Origin of the sequence: Paenarthrobacter sp. TA1.8, assembly GCF_048595705.1 — a bacterium.
Taxonomy (GTDB): domain Bacteria; phylum Actinomycetota; class Actinomycetes; order Actinomycetales; family Micrococcaceae; genus Arthrobacter; species Arthrobacter nitroguajacolicus.
In genome coordinates this window covers 1191364-1208451 of sequence record NZ_CP184287.1, presented here as the reverse complement: position 1 = coordinate 1208451, position 17088 = coordinate 1191364, and the positions used below count along the sequence as shown (strand labels likewise).

Annotated in this window: 17 protein-coding genes; 14 read left to right on the top strand and 3 right to left on the bottom strand. The window is 63.0% G+C overall.

From position 1 onward, the window contains the following. Window positions 1-125 precede the first annotated feature (125 nt). A complete protein-coding gene (locus ACNAOT_RS05810) occupies window positions 126-1301 on the top strand; it encodes a zinc-dependent alcohol dehydrogenase (protein WP_420180365.1) in 1176 nt (391 codons plus the stop codon). A gap of 26 nt (window positions 1302-1327) precedes the next feature. Here ACNAOT_RS05810 and ACNAOT_RS05805 read toward each other — a convergent pair whose 3' ends face one another. Next, window positions 1328-2308, bottom strand: a complete 981-nt coding sequence (locus ACNAOT_RS05805; RefSeq protein ID WP_420180364.1) for an SDR family oxidoreductase — start codon at window positions 2306-2308, stop codon at window positions 1328-1330. A gap of 110 nt (window positions 2309-2418) precedes the next feature. Between ACNAOT_RS05805 and ACNAOT_RS05800 the strand changes: the two genes are divergently transcribed. After that, window positions 2419-2604 carry a CsbD family protein gene (locus tag ACNAOT_RS05800; protein ID WP_026005342.1) on the top strand — a complete coding sequence of 62 codons (186 nt, stop codon included), beginning with the start codon at window positions 2419-2421 and terminating at the stop codon, window positions 2602-2604. Window positions 2605-2748: 144 nt separating this feature from the next. On the opposite strand, the gene ACNAOT_RS05795 is transcribed toward ACNAOT_RS05800, so the two are convergent. Further along, entirely contained in the window at window positions 2749-4476 is a 1728-nt protein-coding gene (locus tag ACNAOT_RS05795; RefSeq protein WP_420180363.1) for a purine-cytosine permease family protein, read from the bottom strand. A 193-nt stretch (window positions 4477-4669) separates the two neighbouring features. Between ACNAOT_RS05795 and bioB the strand changes: the two genes are divergently transcribed. The 6 genes from bioB to ACNAOT_RS05765 all read left to right on the top strand — a co-directional run bounded on the left by bioB (window position 4670) and on the right by ACNAOT_RS05765 (window position 10718). Further along, entirely contained in the window at window positions 4670-5704 is a 1035-nt protein-coding gene (gene bioB / locus ACNAOT_RS05790) for a biotin synthase BioB (RefSeq protein ID WP_420180362.1), read from the top strand. Window positions 5705-5921: 217 nt separating this feature from the next. Next, window positions 5922-7247, top strand: coding sequence for an adenosylmethionine--8-amino-7-oxononanoate transaminase (gene bioA / locus ACNAOT_RS05785; RefSeq protein ID WP_420180361.1), 1326 nt, complete (start codon window positions 5922-5924; stop codon window positions 7245-7247). 8 nt (window positions 7248-7255) lie between these two features. Further along, on the top strand, window positions 7256-8413 hold the full coding sequence (locus ACNAOT_RS05780) for an 8-amino-7-oxononanoate synthase (protein WP_420181128.1): 1158 nt from the start codon (window positions 7256-7258) through the stop codon (window positions 8411-8413). Continuing rightward, window positions 8410-9093, top strand: a complete 684-nt coding sequence (gene bioD / locus ACNAOT_RS05775) for a dethiobiotin synthase (protein ID WP_420180360.1) — start codon at window positions 8410-8412, stop codon at window positions 9091-9093. The genes ACNAOT_RS05780 and bioD overlap by 4 nt, the downstream gene beginning before the upstream one ends. Further along, entirely contained in the window at window positions 9090-10268 is a 1179-nt protein-coding gene (locus ACNAOT_RS05770) for a cytochrome P450 (protein WP_420180359.1), read from the top strand. The genes bioD and ACNAOT_RS05770 overlap by 4 nt, the downstream gene beginning before the upstream one ends. Before the next feature lie 9 nt (window positions 10269-10277). Beyond that, window positions 10278-10718, top strand: coding sequence for a very short patch repair endonuclease (locus tag ACNAOT_RS05765; protein WP_091465831.1), 441 nt, complete (start codon window positions 10278-10280; stop codon window positions 10716-10718). On the opposite strand, the gene ACNAOT_RS05760 is transcribed toward ACNAOT_RS05765, so the two are convergent. Next, window positions 10715-10903 carry a hypothetical protein gene (locus ACNAOT_RS05760; RefSeq protein ID WP_420180358.1) on the bottom strand — a complete coding sequence of 63 codons (189 nt, stop codon included), beginning with the start codon at window positions 10901-10903 and terminating at the stop codon, window positions 10715-10717. The two genes, ACNAOT_RS05765 and ACNAOT_RS05760, sit on opposite strands and share 4 nt — an antisense overlap. A gap of 191 nt (window positions 10904-11094) precedes the next feature. On the opposite strand from ACNAOT_RS05760, the gene ACNAOT_RS05755 reads away from it, so the two are divergent. From ACNAOT_RS05755 to ACNAOT_RS05730, 6 genes are all read left to right on the top strand, one after another. Further along, on the top strand, window positions 11095-11475 hold the full coding sequence (locus ACNAOT_RS05755) for an Hpt domain-containing protein (protein ID WP_420180357.1): 381 nt from the start codon (window positions 11095-11097) through the stop codon (window positions 11473-11475). 90 nt (window positions 11476-11565) lie between these two features. Next, window positions 11566-12165 (top strand): helix-turn-helix domain-containing protein, encoded by a 600-nt coding sequence (locus tag ACNAOT_RS05750; protein ID WP_420180356.1) that lies wholly within the window; start codon window positions 11566-11568, stop codon window positions 12163-12165. A gap of 164 nt (window positions 12166-12329) precedes the next feature. Further along, on the top strand, window positions 12330-13661 hold the full coding sequence (locus tag ACNAOT_RS05745) for an MFS transporter (protein WP_420180355.1): 1332 nt from the start codon (window positions 12330-12332) through the stop codon (window positions 13659-13661). A 9-nt stretch (window positions 13662-13670) separates the two neighbouring features. After that, window positions 13671-15035, top strand: a complete 1365-nt coding sequence (locus tag ACNAOT_RS05740) for an FAD-dependent oxidoreductase (RefSeq protein WP_420180354.1) — start codon at window positions 13671-13673, stop codon at window positions 15033-15035. Continuing rightward, window positions 15032-16282: a CaiB/BaiF CoA transferase family protein gene (locus ACNAOT_RS05735; protein ID WP_420180353.1), complete on the top strand. Its 1251-nt coding sequence runs from the start codon at window positions 15032-15034 to the stop codon at window positions 16280-16282. Before ACNAOT_RS05740 ends, ACNAOT_RS05735 begins: the two co-directional genes overlap by 4 nt. Next, on the top strand, window positions 16279-17085 hold the full coding sequence (locus tag ACNAOT_RS05730) for an enoyl-CoA hydratase-related protein (protein WP_420180352.1): 807 nt from the start codon (window positions 16279-16281) through the stop codon (window positions 17083-17085). Before ACNAOT_RS05735 ends, ACNAOT_RS05730 begins: the two co-directional genes overlap by 4 nt. Window positions 17086-17088 lie beyond the last annotated feature (3 nt).

The window sequence follows — 17088 nt, the reverse complement described above, 5'->3', positions numbered from 1 at the left end:
CCTCAATCTAAGCCTGCCCCTTGGCGGTGTCGAGGCTGGCAGCCTTGTGCACCTCTACCATCTCTGCTTCGCTGGGAGGGTCTCCAGCAGCGAGGGACCCAGCCGAAACGCAGGGAGAATCAATCGTGAAAGCAGTGACATGGCAAGGCCGGCGCTCCGTCAGCGTCGAAGACGTACCCGATCCCTCCATCCAGGAACCCACAGACGCGATCGTCCGGATCACGTCCACGGCCATTTGCGGCTCAGACCTTCACCTTTACGAGGTGCTGGGCCCGTACATGCACAGGGGCGATGTGATCGGGCACGAGCCCATGGGAATCGTGGAAGAAGTAGGCTCCGAAGTCCACAGGCTCAAAAAGGGCGACCGCGTGGTGGTACCGTTCAACATCTCGTGTGGTCATTGCTACATGTGCAACCAAGGCCTTCAATCGCAGTGCGAAACCACCCAAGTGACAGCAAAAGGATCAGGGGCGGCACTTTTCGGTTATTCGGAACTGTATGGCTCCGTTCCAGGCGGACAGGCGCAATACCTGCGCGTCCCCTTCGCGGATTACGGACCCGTCAAAATCGACTCGGACGCACCGGACGAGCGCTACTTGTTTCTCTCAGACATCCTGCCCACAGCGTGGCAGGCAGTGGAGTATGCGAATGTGCCGGCCGGTGGCACGCTTGCCGTGCTCGGGCTGGGCCCGGTGGGCCAGTTCGCTGCAAGGATCGGCATCCACAAGGGCTTCCGGGTGATCGGTGTGGATCCAGTCCCCGAACGCCGCGCGATGGCGGAGACACACGGCGTAGAAACCATGGACTACAGTTCAGACGTCGCCTCCCATATCCGTGAGCAGACACTCGGCCGCGGCCCCGACTCCGTGGTGGACGCTGTCGGCATGGAAGCTCACGGATCCCCCGTGGCGTCATTCCTTCACCGGGCCGTCTCTCTGTTGCCGGACAAACCTGCACAGGTGGCCATGGAAACCATGAGCGTTGACCGGCTTGCGGCGCTCCACACAGCCGTGGACCTGGTCCGACGCGGCGGGACGGTCTCCCTTAGCGGTGTCTACGGCGGCCAAGCCGATCCCATGCCGCTCATGACCATGTTCGACAAGCAGATCCAGCTCCGCATGGGCCAGTGCAATGTGCGCAGCTGGACCGACGATCTGCTCCCCTTGGTGGAGGACGAGGCCGATCCGCTGGGGGTCATGCATCTGGTCACCCACACGGGAGGGCTGGAAGACGCCCCCGCGCTCTACGAGAAGTTCCAGAAGAAGCAGGACGGCTGCATCAAAGTAGTGCTCAAGCCCTGATCATGACCTGCCTCTCAACCCGCAGCCTAGGCCAGGTGCTTTCCGCCGGTCACACCGATGACTGATCCGGAAATGTAGCTGGATTCTTCCGTTGCCAAAAGAACGTAGGTGGCGGCCAGTTCGGCAGGCTGTCCCGCCCTACCCAGCGGGGTGTCCTGGCCGAACCTTTGGATCGTTTCCGCCGGCTGGCTGGGAGGTTGCAAGGGTGTCCACACGGGACCCGGAGCCACAGCGTTGACCCGGATCCCCTTGGGTCCGAGCGACTCTGCCAGAGAGAAGGTCATGCTGGTGATCGCTGCCTTGGTGGCTGCGTAGTCAATCAGCGACGGACTTGGGTGGTAGCCCTGAATCGAAGAAGTGTTGATGATTGCTGCGCCAGGCTTCATGTGCGGCAAGGCGGCTTTGGTGAGCCAAAATAGTGCATAGACGTTGGTCTTGAAGGTCCGATCAAACTGTTCGCTATTGAGGTCCTCGATGCCCTCACTCGTGGTCATCTGGAAGCCAGCGTTGTTCACCAGGACGTTGAGCCCATCGAATTCAGCCACGGTCTGGGCAATGACTTCCTGGCAAAATTCTTCGTCTTGCAGGTCGCCGGGCAAGGCCAAGGCCCTGCCGCCCGCATCCTCTATGAGCTGGACGGTTTGCTCGGCGTCCTGTTCTTCTTCAGGCAGGTAGGTGAAGGCGACATCCGCGCCTTCGCGGGCGTAGGCAATGGCCACCGCCCTGCCGATTCCGCTGTCACCACCGGTGATCAGCGTCCGCATGCCCATCATGCGGTGATGCCCTACGTAGCTTTGCTCGCCGTGATCCGGCCGCGGGTCCATGGCTTCGGTCCACCCCGGATAGTCCTGGGTCTGCGGCTCGAATTCTTCCCACGGATACTTCGTCCTTGGATCCGTTTCCCGGGAGTCGTCCGGGGTGCTGATGACGTGGTTCACCAATGCCATGGCGATGTCCTCGTCAAGGTCGGTCTGCTCCGTGTTTTCGTCGCGGGTCTCCTCAGCCATGCTCCCAGTGTAAGCATCCTTATGATCCTTGAGACGCGCGTTCAGGAAGTACCCAGAATCGCTCGTTAGCGTAGCAATCGTCAGTGTTGGATTACATCGAAGGAGGGCCCATGGGACTCGGAGACAAGATCAGCAACAAGGCACAGGAAGTCACCGGCAAGGCGAAGGAAGCTTTGGGTGACGCCACCAATAACGAGAAACTGCAGGCCGAAGGTGTCGCTGACCAGGCGGCTGCCAAGACCAAGCAGGCGGGCGAGAACGTGAAGGACACCGCGAAGGACGCCTTCGACAAGTAAGCCCGCAGCAAGAAACACGCAGCAGAACGCCCCGGCCACCCAAAGGAAGCCGGGGCGTTCTGCGTGCACCCAGCTAGGTCGCAGTTAATGCCGTTCTCAGCTCTCATGACGGCATTAACTGCGACCTAGTTGGGTCACGCGGGGCTACTTTTGCGCCGGCAGCACCAGCTCGCCCGACTTATCCGTGGACAAGGCGAGGGACGAGATGAACTGGGGTTCGCCGTCGGGCCCGTCCTGGGCTGAGCGGAGCATGTCCGGACGTTCGAACTCAAGCCCGGTGACATGGCAGAGCAGCTTGGCGTCGCTGGGGTTTCCGTCGGCATCGAACATCGGGAGGTCGATTCCGTCGTCGGTCCTGCGAAGGTAGTAACGGCCCTTGGTCAGCAAAGCTAGCACCGGCGGCAGCACCAAGGCCAGGCCAACCGCGAAGATGGGCGAGAACGGCTGGACAGCTGCGCCGAACGCCCCAAAGAACACTGCAATGGACACCGCCGCGGAGACAAGCATGGACACGAAACCCACGGGATTCACTGCGTAGAGCATCCCGCGGCGGAACTCCGGAACCTTGGGCGAGATCTTCAGCAGGTACTTGTTGATGGCGATATCGGAGGCCACCGTGACAACCCATGCCATGGCGCAGTTGGCGTAAAAGCCCAGGATCGTGTTGAGGAACTCGAACATATTCGACTCCATCAGGATCAGCGCGATGACCAGGTTGACCACTACGAACACCATGCGGCCCGGGTAGGTCTTGGTGATGCGCGTGAAGGAGTTGGTCCACGCCAACGAGCCGGAGTAGGCGTTGGTGACGTTGATCTTGATCTGCGAAATGACCACCAGCACCACGGCCAGGGTCATGGCGAGCCACGCCGGCATCATTTCTTCGTAGACACCAAGGAACTGGTGGACAGGCTCATTCGCGGAAGCGGCTGCCGCGGGGTCAAGCTTGGCGATGAGGTAGATCGCGATGAACAATCCAATGATCTGCTTGATGGCGCCGAAGATGACCCAACCTGGTCCGGCAAGGATCACCGCGCGCCACCAGGCGCCCCTGTTTTCGGCCGTCTTGGGCGGCATGAAGCGAAGGTAGTCGATTTGCTCAGCGATTTGCGCCATCAGGGATAGGCAGACACCAGCGGCCAGCATCACCGAAGCCAGGTTGGGGCCGCCCTCCCCGGAAGCGCCGGTGAACGCGAAGAAGGCATCAATGCTTTCGGGGTGGGACAGGAGCAGGTAGCCCACCGGAACCACCATGAGCAGCAGCCACAGGGGCGTAGTCCACACCTGCAAGGTAGCCAAGGTCTTCATACCGTAAATCACGAGCGGAATGATGATGATGGTGGACACCGCGTAGCCGATCCACTGCGGGATGCCCAGACCCAGCTGCAGGCCTTGGGCCATGATGGAGCCTTCGAGGGCGAAGAAGATGAATGTGAAGGTGGCGAAGATGATGTTGGTGACCACCGAGCCGTAATAGCCAAAGCCTGAGCCGCGGGTGATCAGGTCCAGATCGATGTTGTACCGTGCGGCATAGTAGGCCAGCGGGAATCCCGTAGCGAAGATGATGACCGCGGCCACGATGATGCCGAAGATCGCGTTCACGGTTCCGTAGGCAATGCCGATATTCGCGCCGATCGAGAAGTCGGCCAAGTACGCAATGCCACCCAGCGCACTCGTTGCCACAACCCCGGCACTCCACTTCCGGTAGGAACGCGGGGCGAACCGGAGCGTGTAGTCCTCCAGGCTCTCCTTCGCGGCACTCATCGCGTCGGCGTTGACTGCCGTCGGGACACCTGAAGTACCGGTTCCGACGGCGGTTCCGGCCGCCGTCGTCGGCTCCAGTGTTGCGGTACTCGTCTTATCGTCGCTCATGCGTGGTCGCTTTCGTCGGGGACTTTGCCTCGCCCCCGACGCTAGTCACGCAGCGCGTCAATTCAGTCACGTCCATGTTTCACAGCTGTAACTTCTGCATCAGCCGCCCCGCGCACCACCACCAAAATCAAGCACCAGGGTTTGTACGCACTCCACAAAATCGCCATCAACCAGCGCGGATACCGTCAAGGACATGACCACCCAAGCAACAGAAGAAGCCCATGAAGCCGGCACCTACGCCATCCTGGATACCGCCCGCAAGCAGGTCCTCGAACGCGGCGAAGGCCTGAACGAGTCTCAACTCAAAGAAATCCTCGAGCTGCCGGACGAGGCTATCCCCGCGGCCCTGCAACTCGCCCATGAGGTTCGCCTCAAGCACTGCGGCGAGGACGTGGAAGTGGAAGGGATCATCTCCATCAAAACCGGCGGCTGCCCCGAGGACTGCCATTTCTGCAGCCAATCCGGCTTGTTCGACTCCCCCGTCCGCGGTGTGTGGCTGGATATCCCGGAGTTGGTCAAGGCCGCGAAGGAAACCGCGGCAACGGGTGCCACCGAGTTCTGCATCGTCGCCGCAGTCCGTGGCCCCGACATCAAGCTCATGAACCAGATCAAGTTCGCGATCGACCGCATCAGGGAGGAAGTGGACATCAACATCGCTTGCTCCCTGGGCATGCTGACGCAACGACAAGTGGACCAGTTGGCCGAGTGGGGTGTCCACCGCTACAACCACAACCTTGAAACGGCCCGCAGCTTCTTCCCTGAAGTCGTGACCACTCACAGCTACGAGGAACGCCTGGAAACCTGCGCCATGGTGAAGGCTGCCGGGATGGAACTGTGCTGCGGTGCGCTGATCGGCATGGGCGAATCAGTGGCGCAGCGGGCTGAACTCGCAGCCCAACTCGCTGCCCTCGAACCCCACGAAGTCCCCCTCAATTTCCTCAACCCGCGCCCCGGCACACCGCTGGAGAACCAAGGCATCATGGACGGCAAAGACGCCCTCCGTGCCATCGCCGCATTCCGGCTCGCCATGCCGCGCACGGTACTGCGTTATGCCGGCGGGCGTGAACTGACCCTCGGCGACCTCGGCACCCGCGAGGGCCTGCTCGGTGGCATCAACGCCGTCATAGTGGGCAACTACCTCACTACTCTGGGCCGGCCGGCAAACGCCGACCTCAACCTCCTGGTGGAGCTCAACATGCCCATCAAGGAATTCCAGAAGTCGCTGTGACCACCGCAGTCTCCCAGCAGTTTTGCGGGCACTGCGGCGGTGGCGGTGACGGCAACGGCGGCGGTGACTGCCCGACGTCGGACGCCCACCGCAGCTGCCGGGAGCGCCTGGCGATGGAGCCGCCGCGCTTTTGCCCGCAGTGCCGCCGCCGCATGAAAGTGCAGGTCACGCCTTTGGGGTGGACCGCTGACTGTTCCCGGCACGGAAGGTTGGCGTCATGAGCTCGCTGATCGGGCGGGACCGGGCTACGTTGTGGCACCCGTACGCGCCGGCCTCGGCCACGTTGCCGCTGTGGGAAGTGGAAGCAGCCGACGGCGTGGCGCTGCGGCTGCGCGACGAGCAGGGGCGGACGCATGAGGTGCTGGATGCGATGTCGTCGTGGTGGTCGGTGATCCACGGCTACCGGAACCCGGTCATGGACGCCGCCATCCGACGCCAACTCAGCAGCTTCAGCCACGTGATGTTCGGCGGGCTGACGCATCAACCTGCTGTTGAGCTCGCGGAAAGCCTCCTGGCCATGGCACCGGCTGAACCGGGCCGCCGTTTGGAGCGCGTGTTCCTGGCAGATTCCGGTTCCATCTCCGTGGAGGTCGCCCTCAAGATGGCTGTGCAATTCCAAACGGCGGGCGGCCGGCCCAAACGGCAGCGATTCCTGACCATCCGGGGCGGTTACCACGGGGACACGTTCGCGGCCATGGGCGTCTGCGATCCTGTGGACGGCATGCATTCGTCCTTCCCCGGGCTGCTGGCGCGCAACGTGTTTGCACCGCGCCCGCCTGCCGCTGCAACAGCCACCACAGCAGGCATCGCAGAATGGCGGGCAGAAGTGGAAGAGCTGGCCAGGCAGCATTCCAACGAGCTCGCGGCGATCATCGTGGAGCCGATGCTGCAAGGCGCCGGCGGCATGTTCATGTACCCGGCCGAGTGCGTGCGGATCCTCCGCGATATTGCGGACCACCACGGATTGTTGCTGATCCTGGACGAGATCGCCACGGGCTTCGGGCGAACCGGTGAACTCTTCGCCGCGCAGCACTCCGGCGTTGTCCCCGACATTCTGTGTGTTGGTAAGGCGCTCACCGGCGGCTACCTCACCCTCGCTGCGACGCTATGTACGGGCGAGGTCGCCCGCACGGTTTCCTCCGGCGAGGCCGGGGCACTCCTGCACGGGCCCACCTTCATGGCCAACCCGTTGGCGTGTGCCGCGGCCAACGCAAGCCTCGGCATCCTTGCAACGGGGACGTGGCGTGCCGACGTAGCACGCGTTGGTGCCGGTCTCACAACGGGGCTGGCTCCTGCGTTGAAGCTCGACGCCATTGCTGACGTCCGCACCTTCGGTGCCGTGGGAGTCATTGAGTTAACGGACGCCGTGGACGTCGCCGCAGTGACACGTGCCGCCGTCGAACACGGCGTGTGGGTCCGCCCTTTCAGAAACCTCGTCTACGCAATGCCGCCGTACATCAGTTCCGACACCGACGTGGGCGTGATGGCCTCTGCGATGGTGGCTGCAGTGGAAGGGACCTCCAAACAAAGGGTGGCTGCGTGAGTATCGCCATGACCCAGTGGCTGGAGGAGCAGGCCCGGGTCCGCGAGCGCCGGGGCCTGGTGAGGAGTCCGTTAGTGCGCGTGGCGAACGACCGGATGATTGATCTTGCCAGCAACGACTATCTCGGCTTGGCCACGGATGCCAGGCTCGCCGAAGCTGCACGGGAAGCCATCGCGAAGTGGGGCACGGGCGCCACATCATCCCGGTTGGTGGCGGGTACAACCGAGCTGCACGTGGAGTTGGAGCACGAACTCGCACAACTGACGGGAATGGACGCAGCGCTGGTCTTTTCCTCCGGCTACCTGGCGAACCTTGGAGTCACCACGGCCCTCGGCGGTCCGGGAACGTTGATCGTGGCCGACGAACAATGCCACGCCTCGCTGATCGACGGCTTCAGGTTGAGCCGCTCCGAGGTGCGGAATTTCAGGCACAACAGTGTGCAGGATGCGGCGGACAAGCTGGCCAACCGCACGCAGCCACGGGCGCTCATCTCCGTGGAGTCCATCTATAGCGTGGGCGGAGATGCGGCACCGTTATCGGAACTCCTGGCGTTGGCGGAAGGACATGACGCCATGCTGCTGGTTGACGAAGCCCATAGCCTGGGTGTCTCGGGCTCGGGATCCAACACAGGGTGGGGGGCCATCGCAGGAACCAGGTTGGCCGGCCATCCCAGCGTCATCGTCACCGCCACTCTTTCCAAGGCACTCGGCAGCCAAGGCGGGGCTGTCCTTGGCTCACTGTTGCTCAGGGAGCACCTGGTCAACCGGGCCAGGAGCTTCGTCTTCGACACCGCGTTGGCTCCCCCTGCGGCAGCTGCCGCGCTCGCGGCCATTGGCGTCATCAAGGCCGAGCCGTGGCGTGCCGCGGCTGTCCATCACAATGCAGCCGCACTGGCTACCGGACTGCAAGCTGCGCAGGGAAGGCCCGGTACCGCCGTCGAACATTCCCTCGGAGCAGTCCAGTCCATTCCCATGGCATCCGCCGAGGCTGCCCTTGCAGCAGCCCGAGCCGCACATGAGGCGGGTGTCCGTGTGGGTTGCTTCCGTCCACCGTCCGTCCCGGATGGGGTGTCGCGCCTTCGTCTCACGGCGCGCGCCACCCTCACATCGGCGGACATCGAGCAAGCCTGCGCAACGTTGCGCAGCATCCTGGAGAGAACATCATGAAACTGCCTCCTGTCATTCTGGTCACCGGTACCGATACCGGCGTCGGCAAGACCATCACGTCGGCTGCCATCACCGCCGCACTTCATGCACGCGGCCGGACGGTTGCCGTTTACAAGCCGTGCCAGAGCGGAAATGCGCTGGGTGATTCAGACTGTGCCGAGGTAGCACGGTTGGCTGATCCTGTGACGTCGGAAGCCGGTGTGGTTCTCGAAGAACCTATGGCACCCGTCCCTGCCGCGGCACTGGACGAGGTCACTTTGCCGTCGCTCGCCGCCCATGCCAATCGGATTCGTGAGCTGACCGCCCGCCACGACCACGTGCTGGTGGAAGGCGCCGGCGGGTTGCTGGTGGAGTTGGACCACGACGGCGGCACGCTGGCTGATCTCGGCACGCACCTTGGAGGCATGGCTGGATTTGCCGTGGTGGTCAGGCCGGCGTTGGGCACGTTGAACCATACGGCGCTGACCCTGGAGGCGTTGGATTCCCGGACCCTGTCGGTGGTGGGGGTGGTCCTCGGGAGCTGGCCGGCAAGGCCAGGTGCGGTGGAGCTCAGCAACCGGGCGACTCTGCGGAGTTGGCCCGTTCCGTTCCTGGGTGCGGTTCCTGACGGTGCCTCCGGACTTGATCCGACCGTTTTCCGCTCTCATGCAGGCGAATGGCTTGAAGGGTTGCCGGTATGAGCGCGGCGATGTCTGCGGAAGCGGGACTTCCCGGAACCGGCCGCTGTCCTTACCGGGTATTGCGGAACCCCGACACTGTGAGGGAAGTGCTGCATAGACCCCAGGACTTCAGTCCGGCAAATGCCCTGCTGGCGGTAACTCCCTTGAGCGGACAGGCGCTACGCATATTGCAGAAGGCCCGGTTTGCGCTGCCGCCGATCCTTGCGAGCAACGATACCGAGACCCATGCCGGGATTCGAAAAGTGGTGGCGGGATTCTTCACCCCGGCAAGAGTGGCGGCCATGGAGCCACGTATTCGGGGCTTGGCCCGGGAATCGGCAGCCCGGGCCGCGAAGCGTCTGGCCTCTGGGGGAAGCGTGGACCTGGTGCAGGCCGTCGCCGCAAATCCCCCGGCTGTCATCATGCTGGAGATGTTGGGGCTGCCCGTGCGTGACCTCCCCGCGTTGAAGACCTGGAGCCTGGACTCCCTGGAACTGTTCTGGGGTTGGCCGGATGCTGACCGGCAACTCGAATTGGCACACAGCGCCGCGGATTTCTACCGCTGGTTGAGGGAAGTGGTTGTGGAGTTCGTGGCGTCGGCGGAACCCAACCTCTTCAACGCGCTGGCCCGCCACGGTCTGAGCACACCGGAAATCTGCTCCCTGGGCTACTTCCTCCTGATCGCGGGGCAAGAGACCACTACCCAACTCATCAGCACCACGCTGTTCCGGCTGGCCGAGGGATCCCGGGGCATCTCGTGGAGTGAGGCAGCAACGGCCCTGAAGGCACGCGACCTGGTCCGGCACGTCCTCGCAACCGAGTCATCGGTTCCCACATGGCGGCGTGTGGCAAACCAGGACACCTTCTTGGACGGACGAGCCGTCGCGGCCGGTGAAGAGATCCTGCTGGAATTGACGGGCAACCACGGATTTCCCTGGGCCGAAAATGCAGACACCGAGGCGGCAGACGCTGACCATTCCAGGACCGACCGCCCGGGACCGACACCCTACGGCTTGGCGTTCGGCTCCGGGATCCACCGCTGCCTCGGCGCCAAACTCGCAGAGCTGGAGGCCGCCGTCGTCGTTCATGAAACAGCAGCGGCCATCAAGGGGGTCCGGCTGCAGAATTCAAGCCCGGACTGGATACGGTTGCTGTCCTTCCAAGCCCCCCGAACAGTGGTGGTAGAGCCTGGGTAGGCTTGATGCATGGGCGAGAGCCGGGACCTTTTAACGCGGGAGCAGCGCAGCCGCAACATGTCCAAAATCCGTGGGAAGAACACGAAACCGGAGTTGCTGGTCCGGCGGCTCCTGCACGCGAAAGGCTACCGGTACCGCCTCCACGGAAAGGCCGGAACGGCGCAACTACCGGGCCGCCCCGACCTTGTGTTCGCGGGCCGGCGCAAGGTCATTTTCGTCAATGGCTGTTTCTGGCATGTCCATGAGTGCAAGGCAGGGCAGCACGCCCCGGCAGCGAACGCGGAATTCTGGGAAGCCAAGAGAACACGAACCCGCGCAAGGGACGCGCTGCAGCGGGAACAGCTGAAAGCTGCCGGCTGGGAGGTGCTCACGGTCTGGGAGTGTCAGCTGAGGGACAGATCCATGCTCGAGGAGCGGCTCACGGAATTTCTGGAATCAGCGGTGGACTAACGCGCAGTTGTGGTGGGCGCGGTGGTAGTGGTCGGTGCGGACTCCGCGGATCGATCTGTGACAGCCGTTTGGGAGCTCTGCTGCCACAGTGCGAAGGCGGCGGACCCCCCAATGCCCAGCAGGACAGTCATGCAGACCACGATGATGAGCAGGAGGCCCGGTGACGTGCGAGCACCACTTTCCATGTTGTTTCCCGTTCCCCTGATTCAGTCTGGAAACGCCCAGATCTGCTTTTCACTACTTTGTGGGGCGGGGATCAAGAGTGGCTCTGAGTCCGCTCAAGATTGGATCAATCTTTGGCTATATGGCGCTGCGGAAGTTCCACGCGCCCTACTGTTGAATTGTGAATCTACTGTTTGGAGGCGGGAGGGATTTGGTGTCTGAGTATGACGAGTGCACCGACGCCCTGGTGGATCCCACCGTCCTCACCGAACTCCGAGCCGAGCTTGGCGGCGACCAAGCCATCATCAGCGCCTTCGTCCGCAACTACGTGGACCTTCTTCCTTGGCGTGTGGACCGGCTTCATCACGCCGTGGAAAAGCTCGACATCGAAGACGCCATGGATGCGGTCCTTAGCCTGAAGACCTCCAGCCACATGGTGGGTGCCATTTGCATGAGTCGATTGGCCACGGAGCTGGAAATCAGCATCAGGCTCCTACCCAACGCAGCCCACTTGGACGAGCTCCGCCCGCTGATCAACGAAATCGAGCACTTCGTCCCGGCGACGATTCGGGAACTAGAAACCCCACTTCTGTAAAAATCTTCACGTTATTGAAGAAGAACCATTGACTCCGTAAAGATCTTCACTATAGTTGTGTGAGTTAGCTCACCAACGAAGGATGCGGCAATGACAACCGAGACTCCTGCTCCGCCAGCCACCAGCGAACTGCTGGCAACTGTGGGAAACAAGGTGCGCACCATGCGCAAGGCAAAGGGCATGACCCTCGCCCAACTCTCGGACATCACCGGCCTCAGCCAAGCGATCGTCAGCCAAATCGAACGCGGAATGGCCAACCCTTCCTTCACCACGTTGGCCCAGCTGGCCCACGGCCTGGACATCCCCGTAGGGAGATTCTTCATCGGCCAGGACGAATCAAAGTCCCCCGTGGTCCGCAGATCCGATCGACGCAACCTCAAGAACGTCACCCGCGAGTCCGTGGGTGAAGCAGTGCATGAGCTGCTCACCCCGAACCGCGATGGAAGCATCGAAGCCCAGTGGATCAGCACGCCCCCAGGGCATGACACAAGCGACACCCCCTTTACCCACAGCGGTGAAGAGTTCTGCTACATCATCTCCGGCCGTAAGGACGTCTACCTCGACGGCGTCTGCTACAGCCTTGAAGAGGGCGACTCCATCACCTACTCCTCAGAGATCCCGCACTGGTACAAGAACAGCTACGAAGAGGTATGCGTAGCCATCTGGGTCAACGCACCACACGCGTGGTAACCCTGCCGCCCTCATACGGCGCCAGCGTTTTCCCTTAACTGTCCGGACACGAAACCGTGGCCGCTGACAATCCTTGCCACTTTCGCATCAAACGCCTCCTTCAACAGGCGTTCCTGCGTCATACCCTCCCACGCCCTCCGGGGCGTCAGCGTAAGGACATTTCCATGCTCCACACCACCACGACGGACAACGTAGTCCCGTCACCAAACACCAGTCACCCATCCCCCCAAAAGAACACCAAATTCACCCCCGAAGTCCGTAAGGGCTTGCTCGGACTTGGCTTGGGCAACGCCTTGGAATGGTACGACTGGATGGTCTTCGGCCTCCTGTCCGCCTTCATCGGCCCCAATTTCTTCCCCAACACCGATCCGCTCTCGGCGACGCTGAACGCCTTGGCAGTGTTCGCCGTCGGATTCGCGTTCCGCCCCTTGGGTGGCATCCTTCTCGGAACCCTGGCGGACCGCATCGGCCGACGCCGCGTGATGCTGCTGTCCATCATGCTGATGGCCGGCACCACCTTGGTCATCGCCGTCACGCCTAGCTATGAAACGATCGGTCCCGCAGCGGGCATCATCCTGGTGGTATGCCGCATCCTGCAAGGTATCTCCACCGGCATCGAAGCGCCGCTGTCCACCTCGCACGCGGTGGAACTGGCACCTGTTGGCCGCGAGGGCTACGTGGCGGGCATCATGTCGTTCTACGTCAACATCGGGATCCTGCTCGCCTCGCTCATCAGCTTCCTGTGCAGCCTGGTCCTTGGCGGCGCAGCAATGGCCGAATGGGGCTGGCGCGTACCCTTCATCATCGGCGCACTGTTCGGCTTCGTGGTGCTCTACCTCCGCCGCTCACTGCCCGAAACCCTCAAGGCCGAGGAAATGGCCACCAACACTCCCCGGGCTGTGTGGTCCGGAGTACGCAAGCATTGGCTGTCCGTCCTTGCCATCATCTTCGTGGTGGGCGCGGCACAAGCCTACAACTACGCCTGGAACGTGGGACTCCCCAGCGCAGCACGCAGCGGCTTCAAGGAAGACCCCACCGCCGTCTTCGCCCTGACAACCATCCTTGGCGTCATCCTGGTGGTGGGCAGCTGGATCATCGGCAAGCTGGCGGACGGCAAGGCGATGTCCAAGTGGTTCCTGGTCACCCGTATTCTGGCCATCCCGTCAGTGTTCCTCATGCTGTTGTACGTCCAGCCGGGCATTGGCGGCTTCGCAGCCGTCCTCCTGGGCGGCTCGATCGTCCTGGTACTGAACATGACCCTCTACAACGTGGTCAGCTCGTCCCTGATGCCCAAGAACATCCGAGGCACAGGTGTGGCCCTGGGTTACGGCGTCGGTGTGGCGCTCTTCGGCGGTACAGCCTCCTACCTCCTGGTCTGGCTCCAATCGCTGAACCTCACCTGGGTTTTCCCGGTCTACGTAGCCATCCTCTCCATCCTCAGCATCGTTTTCTATCTCGCGGCCCGCCGTTCCAACGGCATCTTCGTCGGAAAGTAAGGACTCACCATGAACTCGCTTGAACTCAGCACTACGACGGCGGACCTCACCGCCCCGGTCATCTCACGTTCCGACGTCCTGGTAGTTGGCGGTGGTCCCGCAGGCGTGGCCGCCGCAGTTACCGCCGCCCGCTCCGGGGCCAAGGTCACGCTGCTGGAACGCTACTCGTCCCTGGGTGGCCTGGCCTCCGGCGGCATGGTCCTGGTGCTGGACGACATGATCAACGGCCAGGAAATCACCGTCACCGGCATCGTCTCCGAGTACGTGGAACGGCTGCAGAAGCTGGGCCTGGCCATCGTTCCGCCAGCCGATGACCGCAAGACCTCCGAGGAACTCTGGAACAAGTGGGGCCGCTACGGCACCTTCGACTTCCATTCCCACACCAACCCCAAGCCCATCTGCTACGCAGCGGCCTTCGACCCCGATGGCTGGAAGCGCGTCTCCAACGACCTCGTCCGCGAGGCCGGCGTGGACCTTCGCCTGCACTCCTGGTTCTCCCGTCCCATCGTGGACAACGGCGTGATCAAGGGTGTCATCTGCGAAACCAAGCTTGGCCCGCAAGCCTTCATGGCCGACGTCGTGATTGACACAACCGGCGACATCGACGTCGCTTCCCGTGCCGGCGCCAGCTACGCCAAGGACAACTACCTCACCACCTTGGTCTTCCGCCTCGGCAACGTGGACACCAATGCCGCAGAAGCTTTTGAACAGGCCAACCCGAAGGAAGCCCGCGCCATCAACCGCAAGATCAAGCGCCTCCTCGGCGGCGCGTGGGAACTGTGGTGGCTCAAGACTCCCATTGATGGCGTGGTCTGGTGCAACGCCCCGCACATGTCAGGCTTCGACGGCGTGGACCCTGCAGACATGACCGCGGCCGAGTTTGCAGCCCGGGACCGTATCTCCGAGGCCGTGGACTACGTCCGGGCTCACCTCCCCGGTTTTCAAAACTGCTACATGCTGGACGTCGCCTCCCAGATGGGTGTCCGCCAGACCCGGCTCCTGCAAGGCGAGTACGTCATGACCAAGGACGACGTCACGCAACGCCGCCACTTCGCTGACACCGTGGCCCGCGGCCGCGACTACTATTACCCGTACCGCTCGCTGCTGCCCAAGGAAGTGGACCAGCTCCTGGTGGCCGGCCGGCACTACTCCGCCACACCGGAAGCCCAGAAGATGTCCCGCGAGATCCCGCCCTGCATGGCCATGGGCCAGGCCGTCGGCGTCGCCGCAGCCCTCGCCGTGGAGAACAACCTCCTGGTCCGCGACGTCTCCGCGCTGGACATCCAGCAGGGCATGCGCCGCCACGGTGCAGACCCGGGCGACGTCCCGTCGTCGAACGCCACTGTAGACGCAACCACAGCGGTGCCGGCATGAGCACTGTGACTTTGGAACAGGCAGAAGGCACGACGGCGGCACTCACCGCAGCTGCCCCGGCCACTACCCCGCTCCCGCTGGACGGCATCAAGATCGTGGACTTCACCCAGGTGTTCATGGGCCCGTCCTGCACGCAACTGCTGGGCGATTACGGCGCGGACATCATCAAGGTTGAACGCCCCGGCGCCGGTGACATCTCGCGCAACTCCTTCCCGGACCAGGATGGCCAGGACAACCCGATCTTCCTGTCCATCAACCGGAACAAGCGCAGCGTCTCCGTCGACACCCGCACCGAAGAAGGCCGCGAGGTGCTGCACCGGCTGTTGGCCGATGCAGACGTCGTGGTCAGTAACTTCCGCTCCGGTGTCATGGAGCGCATGGGCTTCGGGTACGAAGAGCTCAAGGCCACGAACCCGGGGATCATCTGGGCATCGGGCACCGGCTTCGGCCCGGACGGTCCCTACTCCCATAAGGGTGGCCAGGACGCGATCGCCCAGGCGTACTCGGGTGTGATGTGGCGGCGGGAGTCCGAGGACACCAAGCCCTCCATCTACCCCACCACCCTGTGCGACTACATCACGGGCATGCACCTCATGCAGGGCATCCTGCTGGCGTTGCGCACCCGGGAAACCTCCGGCTCGGGCCAAAAAGTGGAGGTGACCATGTACGACTCCATGCTGCACCTGCAGATGCAAGAGGCGTGCATGCAGCTCAACCGCGGTTACGAGGTCAACTGGGGTGCCATGCCACTGAGCGGTGTGTTCGAAACCACGGACGGTGCCGTGTGCATGGTGGGCGGCTTCACCCCGGACCCGTTGGCCCGCATTTCGGATGCCCTGGGACTGGACGAGGACCTGACGCAGCGACCGGAGTTTTCCAGCTTGGAACAGCAATTCAAGAACAAGCCGGCGTTGCAGGCAATCTTCCGGGAGCACATCGCAACCAATTCCACCGAGTACTGGACCCACCGGCTTGAGGAGCAGGGACTACTCAACGCACCTGTTCACACGCTGGAGCAGGCGCTGGCGGACGCGCAGACGGAGGCCAACGGAATGATCGTGGAGGCGGAACACTCCGCGGTGGGCACGGTGCGTATGTTGAACGCGCCCATCCGGCTTTCTGCAACACCTCCCACCATCCGTCGTGCTGCGCCGCGCCTCGGCGAGCACAACGTGGAGGTGCTGCTGGAAAACGGCTTCGATGAGGAAACCATCGAGCGCCTGCAGCAGTTGGGGGTCCTGCGATGACGGCTTCCGTACAAGAGCGCGTTGACACCGTCACCCTCAGCATCGAGAGTCACGTGGCCACGGTAGTCATAGATCGCCAGCACGTGCTCAACGCCGTGGACGCCACCGCCCAGGCCCGGCTCAACGAGATCTGGACCCAGCTGGAGAACGATCCCACAGTACGCGTCGTGGTGATTACAGGTGCCGGTTCACGGGCGTTCTCCGTTGGCGCAGACATGTCCGCCTCAGCCGTGGATAAGACCGGACTGGAGTACTGGGCCGGTTTGGATCCCAACGGATTCGGTGGCCTAAGCCTACGCACCACCCTCGACATCCCAGTGATAGCCCGCGTCAACGGCTACGCCCTGGGCGGCGGGATGGAGATGGTGCTCGGCGCAGACATCGTGGTGGCGGCCGATACCGCGAAGTTCGGCTTGACCGAACCCCGTGTTGGGCGGTTGGCGCTCGACGGCGGCATCCATCAGCTGGTGCGGCGGATCCCCCACACGCAGGCCATGGGCATGCTGTTGACCGGCCGTAAAGCGGACGCCGCGGAAATGCAGTCCATGGGACTCGTCAACGAGGTAGTTCCCGCCGAAGGGCTCGACGCCGCCGTGCAGCGATGGGTGGACCAGATCCTTGCCTGCGCACCCACCTCGGTCCGTGCCGTCAAGCAAATGGTCACGCAGACGACCCACCTCACTGCCAAGGAAGCGCGAGGGCTTCGTCTGCCGGCCCTCATGGCGGCGTTGGACAGCGACGACTCTACTGAAGGCGTCCGGGCCTTCCAGGAGAAGCGCCCGCCGGTCTGGCCTGGCCGCTGATGC